23 protein-coding genes are annotated in these 17,158 nt (G+C 38.6%); all 23 read right to left on the bottom strand.

The features are described 5' to 3' along the window. Positions 1-34 precede the first annotated feature (34 nt). A complete protein-coding gene (locus AC3WTP_RS16275; protein WP_492395687.1) occupies positions 35-190 on the bottom strand; it encodes an XkdX family protein in 156 nt (51 codons plus the stop codon). Position 191: 1 nt separating this feature from the next. Next, on the bottom strand, positions 192-512 hold the full coding sequence (locus tag AC3WTP_RS16270; protein WP_492395686.1) for a hypothetical protein: 321 nt from the start codon (positions 510-512) through the stop codon (positions 192-194). A gap of 252 nt (positions 513-764) precedes the next feature. Further along, positions 765-2,417 carry a hypothetical protein gene (locus AC3WTP_RS16265; RefSeq protein WP_492395685.1) on the bottom strand — a complete coding sequence of 551 codons (1,653 nt, stop codon included), beginning with the start codon at positions 2,415-2,417 and terminating at the stop codon, positions 765-767. Continuing rightward, positions 2,418-2,945, bottom strand: coding sequence for a putative phage tail protein (locus AC3WTP_RS16260; RefSeq protein ID WP_492395684.1), 528 nt, complete (start codon positions 2,943-2,945; stop codon positions 2,418-2,420). It abuts the gene before it with no gap. Next, positions 2,938-3,975, bottom strand: a complete 1,038-nt coding sequence (locus AC3WTP_RS16255; protein ID WP_492395785.1) for a baseplate J/gp47 family protein — start codon at positions 3,973-3,975, stop codon at positions 2,938-2,940. The genes AC3WTP_RS16260 and AC3WTP_RS16255 overlap by 8 nt, the downstream gene beginning before the upstream one ends. Before the next feature lies 1 nt (position 3,976). Further along, positions 3,977-4,417 carry a DUF2634 domain-containing protein gene (locus AC3WTP_RS16250; protein ID WP_492395683.1) on the bottom strand — a complete coding sequence of 147 codons (441 nt, stop codon included), beginning with the start codon at positions 4,415-4,417 and terminating at the stop codon, positions 3,977-3,979. Beyond that, positions 4,417-4,677: a DUF2577 family protein gene (locus tag AC3WTP_RS16245; RefSeq protein WP_492395682.1), complete on the bottom strand. Its 261-nt coding sequence runs from the start codon at positions 4,675-4,677 to the stop codon at positions 4,417-4,419. Before AC3WTP_RS16245 ends, AC3WTP_RS16250 begins: the two co-directional genes overlap by 1 nt. Continuing rightward, on the bottom strand, positions 4,677-5,660 hold the full coding sequence (locus AC3WTP_RS16240) for an XkdQ/YqbQ family protein (RefSeq protein WP_492395681.1): 984 nt from the start codon (positions 5,658-5,660) through the stop codon (positions 4,677-4,679). Before AC3WTP_RS16240 ends, AC3WTP_RS16245 begins: the two co-directional genes overlap by 1 nt. Then, on the bottom strand, positions 5,660-6,073 hold the full coding sequence (locus AC3WTP_RS16235; RefSeq protein WP_492395680.1) for a hypothetical protein: 414 nt from the start codon (positions 6,071-6,073) through the stop codon (positions 5,660-5,662). The genes AC3WTP_RS16240 and AC3WTP_RS16235 overlap by 1 nt, the downstream gene beginning before the upstream one ends. Before the next feature lie 13 nt (positions 6,074-6,086). Continuing rightward, positions 6,087-7,925 carry a tape measure protein gene (locus AC3WTP_RS16230; RefSeq protein ID WP_492395679.1) on the bottom strand — a complete coding sequence of 613 codons (1,839 nt, stop codon included), beginning with the start codon at positions 7,923-7,925 and terminating at the stop codon, positions 6,087-6,089. Between the two features lie 212 nt (positions 7,926-8,137). Then, entirely contained in the window at positions 8,138-8,524 is a 387-nt protein-coding gene (locus AC3WTP_RS16225; protein WP_492395678.1) for a hypothetical protein, read from the bottom strand. 43 nt (positions 8,525-8,567) lie between these two features. After that, positions 8,568-8,990 carry a phage tail tube protein gene (locus AC3WTP_RS16220; protein ID WP_492395677.1) on the bottom strand — a complete coding sequence of 141 codons (423 nt, stop codon included), beginning with the start codon at positions 8,988-8,990 and terminating at the stop codon, positions 8,568-8,570. Between the two features lie 15 nt (positions 8,991-9,005). Next, complete coding sequence (locus AC3WTP_RS16215; RefSeq protein WP_492395676.1) at positions 9,006-10,085, bottom strand: phage tail sheath C-terminal domain-containing protein; 1,080 nt, start codon at positions 10,083-10,085, stop codon at positions 9,006-9,008. Positions 10,086-10,089: 4 nt separating this feature from the next. Then, on the bottom strand, positions 10,090-10,539 hold the full coding sequence (locus tag AC3WTP_RS16210) for a phage tail terminator family protein (protein ID WP_492395675.1): 450 nt from the start codon (positions 10,537-10,539) through the stop codon (positions 10,090-10,092). 1 nt (position 10,540) lies between these two features. After that, positions 10,541-10,966 carry an HK97 gp10 family phage protein gene (locus AC3WTP_RS16205; RefSeq protein WP_492395674.1) on the bottom strand — a complete coding sequence of 142 codons (426 nt, stop codon included), beginning with the start codon at positions 10,964-10,966 and terminating at the stop codon, positions 10,541-10,543. Next, positions 10,963-11,316, bottom strand: a complete 354-nt coding sequence (locus tag AC3WTP_RS16200) for a phage head closure protein (RefSeq protein ID WP_492395673.1) — start codon at positions 11,314-11,316, stop codon at positions 10,963-10,965. The genes AC3WTP_RS16205 and AC3WTP_RS16200 overlap by 4 nt, the downstream gene beginning before the upstream one ends. Then, on the bottom strand, positions 11,316-11,591 hold the full coding sequence (locus AC3WTP_RS16195; protein WP_492395672.1) for a head-tail connector protein: 276 nt from the start codon (positions 11,589-11,591) through the stop codon (positions 11,316-11,318). The genes AC3WTP_RS16200 and AC3WTP_RS16195 overlap by 1 nt, the downstream gene beginning before the upstream one ends. Positions 11,592-11,621: 30 nt before the next feature. After that, complete coding sequence (locus AC3WTP_RS16190; protein ID WP_492395671.1) at positions 11,622-12,728, bottom strand: phage major capsid protein; 1,107 nt, start codon at positions 12,726-12,728, stop codon at positions 11,622-11,624. 60 nt (positions 12,729-12,788) lie between these two features. Continuing rightward, positions 12,789-13,379 (bottom strand): HK97 family phage prohead protease, encoded by a 591-nt coding sequence (locus AC3WTP_RS16185; RefSeq protein ID WP_492395670.1) that lies wholly within the window; start codon positions 13,377-13,379, stop codon positions 12,789-12,791. A 65-nt stretch (positions 13,380-13,444) separates the two neighbouring features. After that, positions 13,445-14,665 (bottom strand): phage portal protein, encoded by a 1,221-nt coding sequence (locus AC3WTP_RS16180; protein ID WP_492395669.1) that lies wholly within the window; start codon positions 14,663-14,665, stop codon positions 13,445-13,447. Further along, complete coding sequence (locus AC3WTP_RS16175) at positions 14,666-14,905, bottom strand: hypothetical protein (protein WP_492395668.1); 240 nt, start codon at positions 14,903-14,905, stop codon at positions 14,666-14,668. It abuts the gene before it with no gap. 26 nt (positions 14,906-14,931) lie between these two features. Beyond that, complete coding sequence (locus AC3WTP_RS16170) at positions 14,932-16,632, bottom strand: terminase large subunit (RefSeq protein ID WP_492395667.1); 1,701 nt, start codon at positions 16,630-16,632, stop codon at positions 14,932-14,934. Continuing rightward, positions 16,625-17,122 (bottom strand): phage terminase small subunit P27 family, encoded by a 498-nt coding sequence (locus AC3WTP_RS16165; protein ID WP_492395666.1) that lies wholly within the window; start codon positions 17,120-17,122, stop codon positions 16,625-16,627. The genes AC3WTP_RS16170 and AC3WTP_RS16165 overlap by 8 nt, the downstream gene beginning before the upstream one ends. Positions 17,123-17,158: the final 36 nt, after the last annotated feature.

Raw genomic sequence — 17,158 nt, 5'->3', positions numbered from 1 at the left:
GCATAAAAATAGCGCTAACCGATTCGGCTGCGCTTTAAGCTGCTACGTATTCTGTTCCAGTGATGTCTTGGTACTGCTCAGGTGTTATCTTTCCATAAACCACGAAATTGCCGACATACATCGGTCTAGTTGGGTCATTGACGTAGATCCCCATATCGTAATAGCGTTTGATTGTTGTGTACCAGTTCATGTTAAATAACTCCCTTCTCGGCAAGTTGCATGAGCAAACCTGCTTGATCTGTTGCTAATTGCTGATTTTGCATCTCCAAACTAGCAACTTGCATAATGACTGCTGCATTCTCCATTTTGAGATCCTCAACTTCATCTTGTGTACTCTTTGGATAATCAACCAATACCGCAGCGTGCGGTGTAGCTGTCACGTCAACACTATCAACACGTTTATCTTCTGGTACTTCAAACCATATAAACGGGACACCTACAGGCTCTCTTACATCGCCCGCCATTGATTGTATAATGCGTCCTGTGCTGTCGTAAATAATTAAAGTATTCATGATGCTATACACCTCCTTATTCAAATGCTTCCCATGATATAGTTATGTTTGATTGTGAGTATTCTGATGTAAAAATAGTCATTGTAAAACCGTCTTCGTATGCTGCTGACACACCAGCGAAAATGTCTATCGCAGTAAAGAACTTCAGCGTTAGTATCGTATCAGCTACTAACTTCCATAGAGAAAGTAGAATACAGGGGCTACAATAGACACGATACTCGTAGTTACTGCTAGTCCTTGTCTCCTTGTCTATTATCCGTATGCATACCACTTGTACTCTACTCCTGTCCCTTCTGTGCTGTATTGCCTATAGTGAACAGTAAACTCAAACCCGTAGTCAAATAGCGTACCCGTACTCGCTCCTCTGGCTGTTCTGGGCTGCCCTGATGTTGTGTCGGTATAAAAGTAAACAGCGTACGATCTGTTATCAGCGAATCTCTGAAACTCTGAAGCCATTGCTGTATAATCGGAGTTAAGATCTGATCTTATCGCAAAAACAGCTTTAGGTCTAAATCCTAGGTTAGTTGCTTTTATCAACTTATAGTCGGCTGAAACCGAGCTTTGGTATGCCGTAGTTGTGCCCTCTGCGTAAAGCCTAGGCTGTAACGTTCCTGTAATCCCAAATATACCAATGCCTGACTGGATGTATTGAGGTCTCAGCCCACCTTCTGCGGCTTGTAATTGAGCTGGTGTCACCTTGATCTCGCCGCCACCAGCTCCTCCGCTCTGATAGCCACGTTCTGTATACACGGCTAGGGCTCCGTCACCCCATCTTGCTGTGCCTTGAGCGTTTCGTACGCCACTTAGAACTGGTATGTTCCCAGCCGTGCCCATGATGTTCTTGCCAGCCAGAATGTTGCTCGGCACTAAGTCTGGTTGCGCCGATCTAATGAAAGTCCCCCCGTCGTAGCATATGCGTGCGGTGCTGGCTGCTTGAAGGTAAGCGTATATTTTCCCGTCGTCGCTAAACGCCCCAGACTCTGCGGGCGCTGTTGTGTCATAGTGCGCTTTAGCCTGACCTGCACCGCCGCCTACGTACCTGTGTTGAATATTCCCTACGACTCGTTGACCTTGTGTATAGCCTACTCGTGCATTAAGCACTGAGTCTGCAGCAATAGATCCGTCGCTCGTGTATGTGCCTGTCATGTACTGCTTAGGGTCTGTAGCTGCTGAGTTCCCCACCTTGACCCCGTGCTTTACGTTATCTGGAGATAAGTTATCAACCTTGGCTGCAAACGTCGTATCGGGACCGATACCAGCCGATGATCCCGGCGCTATCTGGATAGTCTTGTTTAGTCCGTCAACCTCTTTTATTTTTGACGAACTGACCGAAACATTGGATGTTCTAAAGTCTAGAAGGGAGCCCTCAACAAGTCCGCTGTCCGTCCCGATAGTGTACGGTCGTATGACGTGCTGGGCTTGCGCTGTCCCATACTCACCCCCTTCACCCTGTAAGATAAAAGCCGTTCCAGAGTATCGAAGCGTGTAAACCAATCCTACTTTAAGCATGTCGTTGAGCATATCGGAGCCATTCGATCGCTTAATTGGTTTAGCTCCCCATCCATTTACGTTAATTGAGGACGCTCCTGTGTTTGCATTGTTGATCTTAACTGCCAGTGCCATGCCATCAACGTATCCAGTAAGTGGGGTAGTGATTGATGCTGTGTACACATTTGCCGTACCACCTGCAACTACATACGGTACGTGTGAAGTTAAATCAGCTATATGAGCGTCAAATTCGTTCTTTGATGCTGCACCAATGCTCTCTGGTGTGACCTCAATGCCGTTTACCGCTTCGCTGATTGCTTTATCAACCGCTTGTGATAATGCGTTAAAGTCTCTAGGTACATCGGCTGTGTTATTCTCGTCGATAAGCGGCAGATTATAAAGTTGTGTCGCTGCCATCTATACCACTCCGTTCAATAGTTCTTTGTATGATTTTGTTTTTAATTCACTGTATAAGCGAGACTTGATATCTTTGTATAAGACATATCTAAACACATAGTTGATATTTAAATGTGCTGGAACAATAGTCCGTAATACAGATTTCAAATCATTTAAAGCAGTAGGAACACCAAATAGACTTGTAAATTCAATTACAATGCCTGTATCAAGAGATACTTCTACGTTTCCGTTTGTAAATGAGTCTGCTACAAGCTTTATCTGTGCAGCTCCTATATTTCCGCTCCCACGCAACTTCGACTTAATTACACTTCGTCGTTGATCGAGCGGTTTAGTATGATTAATCGGGATACCCAGTTCACTTTCATATACATCTAGCGCCCATGTTGCCGTATCAATGTCCAGTTGCATCTTAAACATATCGATTCGCTCGTCAAAGTTACTTATAGATAGACCAATTGATCCGCTTAGTTCGTTTGTTAACGGATCTTGTCGCATCACTTTGTGCATGTTCGCTGTGATTTTATCCAAGCGCAATACCTCCTAGCACCGCTACTTGCTTTTCATTAACTACCACGTTTGCTGTTCCACCATTTACTGTAAGCCCATAATAATCCTCTACGCCTTCAGCATTGATCAAAGCTTCGCCTACTTTTGCAAAACTTACGTATGAAGTTTTGAAGGCAATGCTCCTTAAGTAGTTGATAATCGATGCTTTGATATTTGCTGTAACCGTTGATTCATCATAGCCAACCGACTTTGTAACGGTAGCAGCAATGTTAATTGCCAATGATTCAGCGGAAATAACATAGCATCTCGCCCCAATCGGTGCCTGACCGTTGCCAAGTCCCTCGCTATTTGGATCGATATATGCCTGTATCCGTTCCACGAGTTCTGCAGCAGCTGGCTGCCGATTTTGGTCAATAATAACCACTTCAACTGTGTTGTCACCACGAGCAACAGGAAACACCTTCACATCTCCTACGCCTGATACTTCTTTTGCCCATTGAAAGTAGTGATATATGTTTCCAGACGTTGGCGGCGTGCGTGTAGCAATGTAATAGCGCTCTCTCAGGCTTTCGTCTGATTCTTCCTCATAACCGCCCACAGTTGAGTTATGATTCGTCACAGACGTAATGCCAGCAATGGTTACAGGCATTTGTATAATCTGATTGGCTGATACGTTTCCAGCAGATCCAGCCTTAACGCTTTGTATATTAACAGTTCCACTACCTGTAATCATCACCGTTTCAAGTGCTTCGAATTGCACACCATTCTTGGTCTCGAACAAGTCTCCCTTTGTAATCTCCCCATTGCCCACAGCAAACAGTTGTCCTTTGGCATATGTCGCCTTCGTCCTTGTTATTCCCTTGCGCTGTGACACAAATGCTTCAAGTAGACCGTCTGACAGATTATCTACATTGATAAGTTGTTCGACATTCTCTATCTTTACATTTTGTTCAGCAAGTAGCAGCGATACTGATTCCAATAGATCATGGACTAGGTATCCTTCCGATTTGTCGTACTCATCACTTATATTGCTTAAGAGGAAAGCAAGCATATCATCCACTGTATTTTACCTCGCTTTCAAAATGGATTGTCGCTCCTTTTTTAGTAGTAACATTGAAGCTTATCTCAGCAATACCGTTACTACGTTGGATATCAAATTCATCGACTTCTATAATTTCTGGATGCAGCAAGGCTTTTTCTTCAATTTGTCGCTTGGTTTCACTTAGAATCACACCAACTGGTAGATCACGGCGACTGATGAAGTGAGCGAGAGCAATCCCAAATGAAGTATCTTTGTATACTCTGTACTTATCAGGCTCGGTAATTAAAAGCATTGTGAGCCATTGTTTTATAGCTTCCTCATAGGTAGCCTGAACAGGCTTACCGTCTCGAAGAACATGCCTTTTTTCGTTAAAATCAAAAAGGAACACCTTCCCCATCTTTGGTTCGATAGTTACTGTGTCCTCGTCGTTTAGTTTAAATGTAGGGAACATTACACGCCCACCTTGTCTATAACATAAAATTGTTGTTCGTTGGCGGTCGGCACTAGCACAACCTCATCCCCTTGTTTTAAAGAAAGCTGATATACCCGATTAGCAACGATCAATTGATCCATGTCTAAGATAATTTCATCACCCAACCCAATTCGAAGGTTAGGTAATGGATCGATAATAACGGCTTTTGTTGCGCCGATTTGTTTCTGGTTATTACGCTCCTTGAACATCCCTGCTAACTGAACATCCCATGACTCCACTATACTGCCTCCAATTCGACAGAAACCTTATGAATGCCATTGTTTAGCGTGTGGCTTGCGGATACGATCAGATAGTTACCTGAAAGACCAGTCACAGGCTCTTTGATTGCTAAGATTCTACCAGCCCTCACATCATCATGACCCAACAATTCGACGGATACAGTTTCCTTTATTCGATTCATTTCAGCAAGCGTGTTCTTGGCAATGTTGCGAGCCTGTGACTCATTCTTCTCATCTGCTGTTATTACTTCGGTAAGTTGTCCATACTTAGAAATGCTTTTTGGATCGTTTAAGGGTGCGAGTATCTTGCTTGAGTCATCTTTACCGTTGACGACGATAACATTATTTTTCATGTCCTCAATGCTTCGAGAACGTGAAGGACTACCCAACACCGATGTGATAGGTATTAACGGTGTATTGCTGCTAAGTCTAACCTTTGGGCTTATAACAAGATCACTCATTTTTGATATGGTCAATACATCATTGTTCATCTCAAGACGATACTTGATTTTTGTTTCTTGTGTCGCTTGCTCTAGAATGTCATTGATAATATCGCTAACCGTCATGTCTTTATAAATCTTTGTAATCAATGTCTTGATTGGTGTAATCTTATGTTTAACTCCAAAACGATCCAGCAGTTTGGCAATTGCTTGGCTTGCAGAAGCCTTTTTGAATTGGATCACGGTCTCATTCTTATTGAGATACCATGAGTAATCAAAACATGTATAAGACTTACCAAAACGACCACCTATACTCTCGGCAACGACGACGAAGCGACTAATTACCTTACCGTCATTCATTAGTACGACATGATCACCCATCTCAATCAAGTCATACTTTTCGAAGTGCAACGAATCGTTATAGGCATAGTCGAAACTTAGCTCAACGCCAAGTGCGTCCTTATTGCTTGACCAAGTCAAATTACCCACTATTTGTGTGATGTTCTTCTTTGTCTTCCCTTGCACTAGAATAAGCTCATGCATCACGTCACCTTCACAAATACAAATTCTTTTAGATCGAGTGTATAAGCGATATCCCCCGCACGATCTAAGCCATAAGTAAAGCTTTCTACGGTACAAGCCATATTCAAAATCTCATTTGACTTGTTATCTGTCACAATGATGCGGATAGGCAGCCGCTTATTCGCCCATTTGTTGAAAAAGCGAACACATCCCCATCCATCCTTCTTATGTTTTGCGAAGTGATAGGACTTAAGCGGAAAGAAAGACGAAATACTTAATGTCTTCAACCCTCTTAAGCCAATAAGGTTTAATGTCCCTTGACCTATCGTCTCGAACTCTTCATTCTTCCTTGGAATGTTGAAATTAAAATCAGGAGGGATGATAGGTAATGTCAAAGTCTCCTGCATGTTGTTAGCACTAAATACAATGTCCATGATATCCCTCCTATTATTGGTTACCCATAGCTAATGTAAGCTTACGTACAATTTGGTCACCCACTTGATTAGCAAACTGTTCGTTCCCTATTACATTACCCTGAATGGTAACATTAACATTAATACCACCTTGACCGTCTAACATTCGCTTGGACAAGTCGTGTGGAATTATCTTTGTACCATTTGGATATTCTTTTATTTCCCCGCCATGCTCATCTGTTCGTGCTAAGCCACCGCCAAAATAGCTTGTCCCCGTCTTAAAATTAGGTATCTTTGGAATGTTAACACCAAATGTATCGCCACCAGCCCACTCAGGCATGGTAATACTGAGACTGTTTACCTTCTCAATCAATCCATTTATCATGTCAATTATGAAGTTGATCGGCGCTTTTGCGAAATCAGCAATTAGGCTGAACGTCCCTTTAAAGGCTTGGACTATTCCATCCCACGCCGCTGACCAATTACCAGCGAATATGTTCTTAACAAAGTCCACGATACCATTGAATATTGTCTTCACATTTTCTATCGTGTTTTTAATAGTTTCTAACATCGTTTGACCAAAAGGGAAAGAGTTAAGCCATTCGGATATGCTCGTCCATATTTCTACTGTGCTTTGCTTTAAGTTCTGCCAAGTTTGTTTAATCCAATTCCATAACTCGGTTGCTTTGACCTTAATTTTGTCCCAATTCTTCCACAGCATGATCCCTGCTGTTATCAATAAACCTATAGCCGTAGCAATTAAACCAATTGGATTCATTTTCATGACAAGGTTCCATGCCCCTTGTGCTGCAGTCACACCCTTTATTACTGTGGTCAATACTTTAATAAACCCTGCCACTTTTGAGATGATGTTATAGGCAATGAACGTACTCAATAGTCCAGTAGCTACAGGGAGTAACCAATCCATATTATCTTTCAACCACTTAACAGCATTTCCAAGTCCGTTAATCGCAGTTGTAACAATATTGGTTACTTTATCAGCGATTTTATCTAGTGTCCCATCGTTCTGCCATTTCGTGAGTGTATCTCCAACAGATGCAATTTTATTTTTTAGCGTCTCATAAATACTGCCCTGACGAATACTACCGTCCTCTGAGATACCTACAATTTTTGACATTGCGGATTTTGTAACACCTGTGACAGTTGACCATATACCTTTTAAGGTAGTGGATTGCTTTTCCATGCCGCCTGTAAAACGATCTTGCATAATGGCAACCATGGCATCGTTAAACTTTGAAAAGTTTACAATTTGCCCTTGTTGGTTCACAATTTCCTGACCTGCAAACATTTGATTTGCTTTTTCAGCAATCTTGGCTTTTGTAATACCAAACTCCTTGAGACGTTCTAACTCACCTGTCTGAGCGTCAATAAACGCCTCAATTGCTTGATCAAATGGTTTATTTGTTGCAGCAGCCATGTCTCCAATTAGTGGTAACCATTTTTTAGCTGATAAACCCATTGATTCAAGTTTTGCTGCTCCTTCAACCAATTCACCACCCTCAAATGGTGTTTTATTAGCCAATTCGATTGAGTATTTCATGATTTCAGCAGCTTTTTTGGTGTCTTTAGTAGCAGTTTCGAGTTGGAGCCTATAACCTTCTAAATCCATAGCTTCTTTAAATCCTACGCCTGTTGCTAATGCTGTAACTGCACCAGATATAGTTGCTAGAGATTTTGCTGTAAATTTAGCAACTCTTAAAAAACCTTCATTAGCTTTGTTTGCGAAATTGGTAATCACATTAGTTGCACGTTTCGTTTCTCTTGTCATACTTTTTACATTTTCGCTTGCTTTTTTAATTGGAGCGCTTAACCTGTCCTTCAATTGAAGGATTGTATTAATTGTTTTTGACACCACATCACATCCTTAATAAAACAAAAAGACAGGGCTTTATTTCGCCCTGCCACTAAACATCGCTTCATATTTCCTTGCTTCTTCTTCTAGAGATCTTTGCATAAACAAAGAATAGAACATTTTTTCCAAATATGTTGCGTTGATGATTAACTCTGGTGCATGACCACGAAGCATCCAAAATTCAATTAATTGCAATTCGGGATCATGCTCTATTAGTTTTTTGCGACTGTATCAATCTTATTTAAGCCTGACATTTCCATAATTTTTTCACCAATGGCAAGACGTTCTTCAAGATCTAATAATTGACTAACTACATCATAAGGATCAACGATGCCAAGCTCATTATGAAGTTCAGGATTTCTAAATAGTTCGATGGAATTGTAAATTAGTAGAACATATGCCGACATAATACTTACAAAGGTCTCGTCTTTGATTTTATCCATCGCCTCAAAAATAACTTCTTCAGGAGGTAATTGTAGTGTAATCTCTCCTTCTAGCGATTTGACATAAAACTGTTTTACATTAGCCCGCTTTTTGTCTTTTTCAATCTTCTTCGTAATTAAATCAGCCAAACTAAGTTTTTTTCTTTCGTTTGCCATGATTGCACCTCCGACATTTATCAAATTTCCGAATATTTTAGATTTAGATTAATTCAATAGGATCATAGCCACTAAAAGTAAATGGTAATTCTTCCTCGACAAGTGCTCTGTTTTCGAATGATGCAATAGTAAATTCGCTGAAGACGACACCCATTAAAGCTGCTCGTTCAGACTTCCCAGTTTGCTTATTAGTCAGTTTGCTAATAATTTTGATATCTGGCATAACGCCTGTTTTAAAAGCATCTGCCATAAGTCTAGCACCTCGACTTTTGACTTTTTTAAACTTCAAAGTCCCCTCGCCAGTCCAGCCAATATACCTTTTATATGTTGCGTAATCGCCACAAAAATTAACGTCCTCAAACTCACCAGTTATCTTGGCTTCAATTCCATTCAATTCAAGTAGTTCCTCACCGTTTAGCCAAGCCATACCATCTGTACCTGAAAGTACTTGATTCCCTTTGTTCATTATTTATCCACTCCCCTATTCCATCGTGATATTAAATTTAAAGTCTTCAATAGCATCAAGGATCTTAATGTTTCCAGCCAAGAAAACGTTACTTCTAAATGTTTGATTTCTAACTTTGTATTCATCCCATTCAGCCGCTTCTGTCTTCCCAATTGCTAGCCATGCAGCACGTTGCGCTTCCACATCTACAAAGCTTTTATTGTTAAAATTAATATCGAGGATATCTTCACTTGCTAAAGCATCAAAATAGGAGTTAACAGCACTAATAAGCAATACCTGATTGTCATATTTGTTCTTGTATTTGCTGAGATATTCATTTTTGAATGTGCTGTAAATATCTTCACGAATAATATCCATCGACTCAACAATGATGATTTTCTGCATGTCTTGAGTTTTATCTTGACCAAGTGTTACTAGAGAGTTGACAGCTCGTCCAATACGAACCGTTTCCTCATCATTGATCAATACAAGTTTTCCAGCATCAATTTCAACTTCAATATCTTCTACTTCTGACACATAAAGCACTTCTGGTAATGTCAGATAAGTGGCAGATTGCGTCATCGGAAGACCTGCAAGGATACCCATCAAACGAGAAACATACTTTTCACCAGTGACAGTTGTATTATCCTTAAAAGTAATCGATTCTGTAGCAAAGTTAACCACATGCATACAATCAGCAATAGTTGCTTTGTAGACAACTGCTTTGATACTCTTACCTTTGTTCTCTTGCTCTTTGACATATGTAACTAAAGCTTGCTGTTCTGTTGTAGTACCTTCAGCTAGTCCAATCCAATTGTATTTACGTGAACCAATAGCAGTTATAGCTTCACTTACTGCATTTTGACTATCTTCATCTACACGTACAACAAAGACTTTACTTGGTACTCCTAAAAATAAATCCTTAATATGCTTTACATTAGCCGATGTAAATTTTGTTTCTTCAACATCTAAAGAACTCTTATATTCTTTAACTTTGAATGTCGTATCAGTGTCATCTTTAACAATTAGAGCAACGATACCACGTGTAGAACGTGATACAATACTAGCCGCTAACTGTTTAAAATTAATCTCGATTTTTGGTAATCCAATACCCATTTATCTAATTCCCCTTTACAATATTTATTGTTAGTTCTTCCATATCCTCGCCAATTTCACTATCAATTTCGCTATCATCAATTTCGATGCAATGAACGTCGAATGAAAATTGTAAAATGCCATCTACTTTTGTACTATTTACCTCAAATGGATAAACAAAAAAACCTTCCTTGATCACGAGATGACCAGTAAAGGCTTGTTCTAGTATTTCTTGGGTTTCAAGTATTTCAATTTTGTTTTGATACCTATCGCTTGAAAAAAAATAGATAATCACATGTATCTGTCTTTCTCGTCCGCTTGCACCGAAAGCTGCATTAGATACATTCTCAAAATCAACATATAGACAAGGACGCTCGAAACCTTCAGATATATCTTTAGTTTGGATCTTAATATGAGGTAATACCTCAGTTAATTTGTCGTTGATTGCTATTGCAATATCGCTAAGAGTTAACACGTCAATTTAACCCCTTATCTAGCAAGTCATCAATAAATTGCTCACAATCTTTTACGAACTGATTTTCGAATTCACGTCCAGCTTCCTCATAAACATGCAAGCCCTTTTTAAACCCATGTTCACTACCATCTCTACCAACGATTCTATGTCCATGTTCGATTAAATGAGCATGAGGAGATCCATGATAAACTCGAATACTCAAGTCTTCACCTTGATATTTATATACCTTGCCACGTTTTATCCCTTTTTCGTAGTTTCCTGAGCGCTTTTTCACCTTTTGCCTAGCTTTTTTCTTTGTTGTAGACCTCAGTTTATTACCCTCTTGCATCATAAACTTTTTACTTTCCTTAGCCATGGTTCGTTCAGCAACTGTCAACATTTGCTTGATAAATGTGTCCAGTTCACGTGAATCTAATCCATCACTCATTCAATCACTTCCTCGCAGAATATCTCCCATTTTTCTTGATTAAAATAAGGATCAATCATATATAGGATATCGAAACGCTTTTCACGGAATTTAAACCACATTCCATGTGATATGTCTTTACCATCTTGTGTGATATTAATACCGCTTCGATAACGAATAATAAACTTATGAGTGGTCTTAGATATGATTGTTTCAATCCCTTGTTGTCGTTGCATGTTACCTGTTTGTGGGATGATTTCAGCGAAAATATTCTTAATCTTATCAGGTTTATAATCCCATTCGTTCAGTTTATTCTTATACTGTACTTTTCCCCACAGCTCGACTTTGCGTTTTAACTTTCCTGCTCCCATTATTCATCAATCTCCCATTCGATCTGAAATAGGAGTGATTGTAGGCTATATTCAAGCGTTTTAGTTATAGTGCCTGTGACAACAGGATTTCTATTTTCATACTGATGAGAGCAATACAGGAATACTGCTAATTTATGTTTTGGGTTATTATTGTCAAATACCTTACCTGTTCCCTTTTTTAAGTAATCTTTAGCAATATCAATTAAAGAGGAGAGGAATAAATCCTCATCCTCATAATCAATTCGCAGGTATTGTTTCAACTCATCTAACAACATGAGGAATCACAACCTTTACTGTTAAGTTGATTACAATTCAATAAAGAAATTCGCGCGATTATCGCCTTTAACAGTGTCAAAGCGTTCTACTACACGAACTAGAGTTTGATTGTAAGTGAAACCAGCCTCTGTGGAAGTAGCAATCTCATATTGTTTACGGTCAAAAAATTTAACCAATGCATACAGGTTAACGACATAAAATGGCTTCTTACCTGCTGTTGTAGGCTCAAGATCAGCGTTATCCATTACGACAACTTCACGACCTTTGAAGGTCTTACCACCCTCAACTGCAAGACTATCGGACAACAATGGACGACCTTGAGTGTCTGTTAGACCATCCAAATAGTCATATCCATCTTGGTTAGTTAGGATGATAGTACGACCCTTCAAGGAAGGAACAATCTTTGTGTTAAGAGTCTTAGTGATTGCCTTATGATCCGTACCAGTAGCACCAGCAACAGCATTATCTTTAACAATTTTGATAATTGCTTCATTCTCAGAGTTAACGGAGCATTCAGCAACGTCAGGAGCGATCAAGCCATTAAACAGTTCAACACCTGCATCTTCAAGAACGGCGTTCTCAATTGGATACAATTTACCGTAATCTTCAACAGCATACTCAACAGGAGAAGTAGTAACCATTTCTTTGACCATCTCAGTATCTGTTGCAAGTTTTGCAAGCTTACGAGTTGCAGAACCATTAGAAATAGGCATTTTACCAGTGTTAGTTGTTACCGGAATAACATGTGTATATGCTTTCAGAGCAGGGAAACCTTTAGTCAAAGTTTCAATTACGGCAACGAAACCTTCTGGCATTACTGCACCGCTATTTGTAACATTGATAGATGCACGCTCTTCAGGTGTTAATTCTTTGCGTCCAAGAACCTTTGCGATTGCACGATATTGCATTTCAGTCTTACTTTCCTTACGAACCTCTGTATTTGCTTTTTCCATTTTAGCTTCAACCTCTCTCACTTCGTCTTCGTCAATTTGTTTTTGTAGATCGATCTTCTTCTCTAGCGAACGCACTTCCGCCATTTTTGCTTCTGCTTCATTTACTTTGTCTTCATTTAGGAGTGAACGAACTGTCTCTTTGATAGAGCTAAGTTCTTGCATCAATTCATCGATTTTTTTCATTTACTTATCACCTTTCGGATATAAAATTTAGATTTGGGCATAAAAAAAGAACTTCATAAATTAAAGTTCCAACTCGATTAACAATTTTCGTTTTTGTAATTCAGATGCTTTCTTCGACATTCGTTGCTCTTTAGTGTCAGGGATTCCTTCAAAGCTTCTCTTTCCAATTTCGCTATCTGGATACGCAGGGAAAGGTGTCGGTGAAATCTCATATAGATCAACATCCAGTAGTGTACGTTCATAAACATCTTCTGCATGTATATATTGCCAAGTATCACTTCTTACGGTAAATCCAAAGCTTACACCGTCAACATCACCACGATTAATAGATTCAAAAGCATCATTACCCCAACTGTTGTTAGGTAGATCCAATTCAAATCGTAATCCAATATCATTTTCTTCCAAGCGCAATGTTTGATTCTTCGTAGATCCGAGAACAAAATCAGTACGATGATTCCATAATGCTTTAATCGTGTTCTCTTGTAGGGCTTTCGTGAAAGCACCTTGTGCTACTTTTTCATAAAATTCCCCATAGATAAGTGCGCTACGCATATTAAATTTCACGACATAGCCAGAAACTGTCTTTGTGCCATCTTCTTGTGCGCGAATCTCAATATCTTTAGCCAAGTAACGTATTTCTTTGGTTGTCATTGTTGCCATCACCCCCTTTAAGGCACAACAAAAAATCCCATCTGTTAATAAAAACAGTTGGACTCTTAAACTTTCGAATCATATTGAACACCAACATCTTTCATTTTGACATAATTACCATTAACAATAAGCTCATTACCGTTCTCGTCGTCAGGCATATCTTCCTTACGTCTAACTTCATTCGGAGTCATGATCCCATTGTTAATTGCAGTACCATAAGCATCCATCCTAGTCTTAAAATCAGCCCTCAAGATCGCATCAACATTAAATTTAAAAGAGTACCCCTGATCTCTTTCGGATTTAGTTAATAACTTATATGTTAGCTCTTGTTCGTACATGGTGAGAATCGCAAGCATTGTATCAACGTAAAAGGATGTTTGCTCAAGTTCCACGTTGGAGTATGTTCCACGGTCATAATTGTTGATCTGATTTGGTTTAATGCCAAGTGCGCCAGCAATTTGAAGTGCGGTATACTTGTTCAATTCAAGGAACTGCTCGTTGACCATGTTCGTCTCAATTGCACTAAATGAGAATCCTAACGGGACAGGAACAACCCTTCCCGCATTAGAAATACCACTAGCCATTGACTCGAACTTTTGTTGCATCTTATTTCTGGACTCGTCAGAAATATCACCTGTATATTGTAGTAAACCCTTTGCAGATAACCCACTTTTAAAATGATTATTAATGAATCTCTGCCCATACTGTGCGTTTTCGATATTTGTTTTTAAGCAATCCTGAACTGACAGACCAGTGATTCCATCCAAGCTAACACTGTTTTTGAAGTGCATAACTTGTAGATGATTCAACTTGTGCTCTATTCCATTTTTATCTTTGTATATATACCAAAGTGCATTATCGTCACTGCTGATAATCTTGGCATCATCAACCCAAATTTTCACATTATCACTAGGTAAGATATATAATCCCTTGATCTTTCCTTTGTTTGTGTCTATGTATACATAAGCATTACCATAGTGATTTCTGTTGGTCTCAACCGTTGCCCAAAAATTCCAGCTGGACATATATTGATTTGGTCTTGTTTTAAGTAAACTATAAAGATGATGATTTGTAGCCTTTACGGAACCTTGACCTTGATCTTTGTAGAGTTTTAATGGTAGTTTTGCTACACTTTCAGCAAGCAATTTTAAACAAGTATAATAAGTTACTTCACCTAATTTGTTACTATCAATACTCCCAACATTAATACCAAGCAATCTCATAAACTCTTGATTTGAGTAGCCATTAATGTTTCTCTGTTCGAACATTTTTCCCACAAATCCCATCTATTCCACCTTCCTATTTACTGGATTAAAGGCGAAATAAACACCTAACAATAACATGAATGCCGCTGTTACATACATTCCTGCAATAATGTTCCACGCAACTACGGTAATCAGAAAAGTTGTCACGATGATAAGGATAATTGCCCCTAAAATTAAAAAATCTTCTATATGAGATAGAAGAAAAGGTTTAATCTTATTTTTTACCTGTACTTTCTCGATTGTTTCATTAAGTTTACCCATCTGTTTCACCATCTTTCATTCTACACTCACCAACCTAATTTTTCCAGGTATTCGTCATTAATAAATTCGTTTAAATCAACCCGCTCTTTTTGTAACATTGCCATCTTATGAGCATCGATAACGGCATCAACTGGATCTATTCGCTTAGTTCTCTTGTTTTTAATTTTGGCAATTTTACACTCGCCAAAACTATTGTAATCAAGTTTGGCATTACCAACAGCCCATGTAAGCAGTTCATTTCGCTTATTATATAAGATTAAGCCTTCTGTAACCGATAATCTAAAATCAAGCGTAGCTTCATTTAAGCTCCTTGCTGATTGTGTAATCTCAACCACATCACACCCAAACTCGTCCAAATCATCAATAATCATATTGATACCATGTGGATCGTAACAAATCATCTTATATTTAATATCATAATTGTCTTGAACTTCATTGAGATAACGCAGAATCCCTTTATAATCTGCTCTATATCCATCAGTCAAAATGATTAATTTGTCATCTACCCACTTACCATAAGGAGCATTATCAATTTCAATTTTTTGATCAAGGTGTTCTTTCGTCATAAAACTAACAGAATCAATAAAAAATTTACCATCATCTAACGGAAACTCAAAAGCTATACTAATTAGATCGCCAGAACCGCCACCACTTAAATCAAGCCCAACATAACACTCTCTTCCTCGCATATCTTCGAGTGTCATATTACATCCATTGTCTTTCCACTTTGCAAAATCAACAAATTTTTCATCCGTATTTGTACACCATATGTTAAATACCTTCGTCATAAAAGTACTTAAGTCTTTACCACCTATTGCTTTTGCTTTATGCGCATCGGTAATAATCGTTTGTTTCATGTCTTCGTTTAACATTGGCATACACTTGATCCAGTTATCAGGATTCCAGATGTCATCATCTTTATCCATTTGAGCAATATAGATAAACAACTGTTCATTACTTGTCGGATTATCCAATATATCAAGACAATATCCGTACATGTCATAACAAGGACTATTAAAGTCCTCACCAGCAGTAGTAATAATACTCATTAAACATTCTTTTAAATTACGTTGACCGTAAAGTAAAGCTGAATATATATCATTCGTTGAGTGTTGGTGATACTCATCAAGAATGGCAAGAAAAGAACGAAATCCATCAAGCTTATTATCCTTAGATAATGCATTGACAACACATTTAGTATTACGTGCTTCAATGGTCGACTTATAATCTTTAACCTTAAAATAGATTGCCAAGTCAGGATCAGATTCAATGAACTTAACCATCTCGTTGTAAACAATCTTCGATTGCTTTAACTTTGTTGCAGCTATGTTAATCTCACCAAACTTGTATCCATCAAATCCTGCGCAATATGTACCTAAAATACCATTGAGTAATGATTTACCTTGCTGCCTTGATACTTGGGTATAACTTTGTCTAAATCGTCTATAACCTGTGTCCTTATGTATCCATCCAAACAGAGAACCAAGAATAAACTTTTGCCAATCAGCTAAGATTAATGGATTCTCTTCAGATCCTTCGACCAATTTCAATGTCTGAGCAAAGTTAATAATCCGATTTGCTTTATTTTCATCAAATAAAAAAGAGAACCCATTGGTTCCCTGTCGATTCAAGTCATTTATATGTCTTTGACAAGCCTTTTTTACTGATTTACCTGCAACAATCCTACCCTCAATAACATCTATAGCATACTTTGTAACGTCATCCATTACTCATAAACTCGTTAAATTTATTCTTTGGCTTGTCGTTTTTAGGTTTCGGAATAATTAATTTTAGGCGTGAAGATATAGATAGTCCCATCTGACTAGCAATTTTCTTCATTTCGTCCGAATATTTTAGCTGAATTTTAATAAGAGGATTTTCAACCATGTATGGACGATCATATTTATCATACTTTGTTATTGATAATGATTGATCTTGCATTTCTGCAACTGTTTTTTGATAGTTTGCATATGCTTGGCAATATAATGATAATAGGTCAACATCAAGGTTTGAGATAAGTTCTAATCCCATTAACTCAGTCACTATCCGCTTAAATTCCTTTTTGGCAATCTTATCCTTAAGCCATGACGGACATTTTACATTGTCAGATTTCGGTTTAACTGCTGCTTCTTCAGCTAGTCTTTGTTCAATCTCATTTTTGGTTAAATGAGATTTGTTTTTGTATAGCAACAATGATACTGGTTGTTTAGCTGGCATCGTCCCTCCTCCTTTCTAGATTTCGGAAAAATATCT

The sequence above is a fragment of the Paenibacillus sp. EB106-04-04-XG159 genome (genome assembly GCF_058791835.1).
Note: the sequence above shows the minus strand (reverse complement) of the source record. Positions and strands in the feature narration are given on the sequence as shown.

Bases quoted from the DNA above. Each gene is read 5' to 3' on its own strand.
- AC3WTP_RS16190 (WP_492395671.1), bottom strand. From the start codon at position 12,728: ATGAAAAAAATCGATGAATTGATGCAAGAACTTAGCTCTATCAAAGAG.
- AC3WTP_RS16165 (WP_492395666.1), bottom strand. From the start codon at position 17,122: ATGCCAGCTAAACAACCAGTATCATTGTTGCTATACAAAAACAAATCT.
- AC3WTP_RS16200 (WP_492395673.1), bottom strand. From the start codon at position 11,316: ATGGGAGCAGGAAAGTTAAAACGCAAAGTCGAGCTGTGGGGAAAAGTA.
- AC3WTP_RS16240 (WP_492395681.1), bottom strand. From the start codon at position 5,660: ATGCATGAGCTTATTCTAGTGCAAGGGAAGACAAAGAAGAACATCACA.
- AC3WTP_RS16215 (WP_492395676.1), bottom strand. From the start codon at position 10,085: ATGGGTATTGGATTACCAAAAATCGAGATTAATTTTAAACAGTTAGCG.
- AC3WTP_RS16175 (WP_492395668.1), bottom strand. From the start codon at position 14,905: ATGGGTAAACTTAATGAAACAATCGAGAAAGTACAGGTAAAAAATAAG.
- AC3WTP_RS16205 (WP_492395674.1), bottom strand. From the start codon at position 10,966: ATGAGTGATGGATTAGATTCACGTGAACTGGACACATTTATCAAGCAA.
- AC3WTP_RS16220 (WP_492395677.1), bottom strand. From the start codon at position 8,990: ATGAACAAAGGGAATCAAGTACTTTCAGGTACAGATGGTATGGCTTGG.
- AC3WTP_RS16265 (WP_492395685.1), bottom strand. From the start codon at position 2,417: ATGGCAGCGACACAACTTTATAATCTGCCGCTTATCGACGAGAATAAC.
- AC3WTP_RS16180 (WP_492395669.1), bottom strand. From the start codon at position 14,665: ATGGGATTTGTGGGAAAAATGTTCGAACAGAGAAACATTAATGGCTAC.
- AC3WTP_RS16270 (WP_492395686.1), bottom strand. From the start codon at position 512: ATGAATACTTTAATTATTTACGACAGCACAGGACGCATTATACAATCA.
- AC3WTP_RS16195 (WP_492395672.1), bottom strand. From the start codon at position 11,591: ATGTTGTTAGATGAGTTGAAACAATACCTGCGAATTGATTATGAGGAT.
- AC3WTP_RS16170 (WP_492395667.1), bottom strand. From the start codon at position 16,632: ATGGATGACGTTACAAAGTATGCTATAGATGTTATTGAGGGTAGGATT.
- AC3WTP_RS16255 (WP_492395785.1), bottom strand. From the start codon at position 3,975: ATGCTTGCTTTCCTCTTAAGCAATATAAGTGATGAGTACGACAAATCG.
- AC3WTP_RS16225 (WP_492395678.1), bottom strand. From the start codon at position 8,524: ATGGCAAACGAAAGAAAAAAACTTAGTTTGGCTGATTTAATTACGAAG.
- AC3WTP_RS16275 (WP_492395687.1), bottom strand. From the start codon at position 190: ATGAACTGGTACACAACAATCAAACGCTATTACGATATGGGGATCTAC.
- AC3WTP_RS16185 (WP_492395670.1), bottom strand. From the start codon at position 13,379: ATGACAACCAAAGAAATACGTTACTTGGCTAAAGATATTGAGATTCGC.
- AC3WTP_RS16250 (WP_492395683.1), bottom strand. From the start codon at position 4,417: ATGTTCCCTACATTTAAACTAAACGACGAGGACACAGTAACTATCGAA.
- AC3WTP_RS16235 (WP_492395680.1), bottom strand. From the start codon at position 6,073: ATGGACATTGTATTTAGTGCTAACAACATGCAGGAGACTTTGACATTA.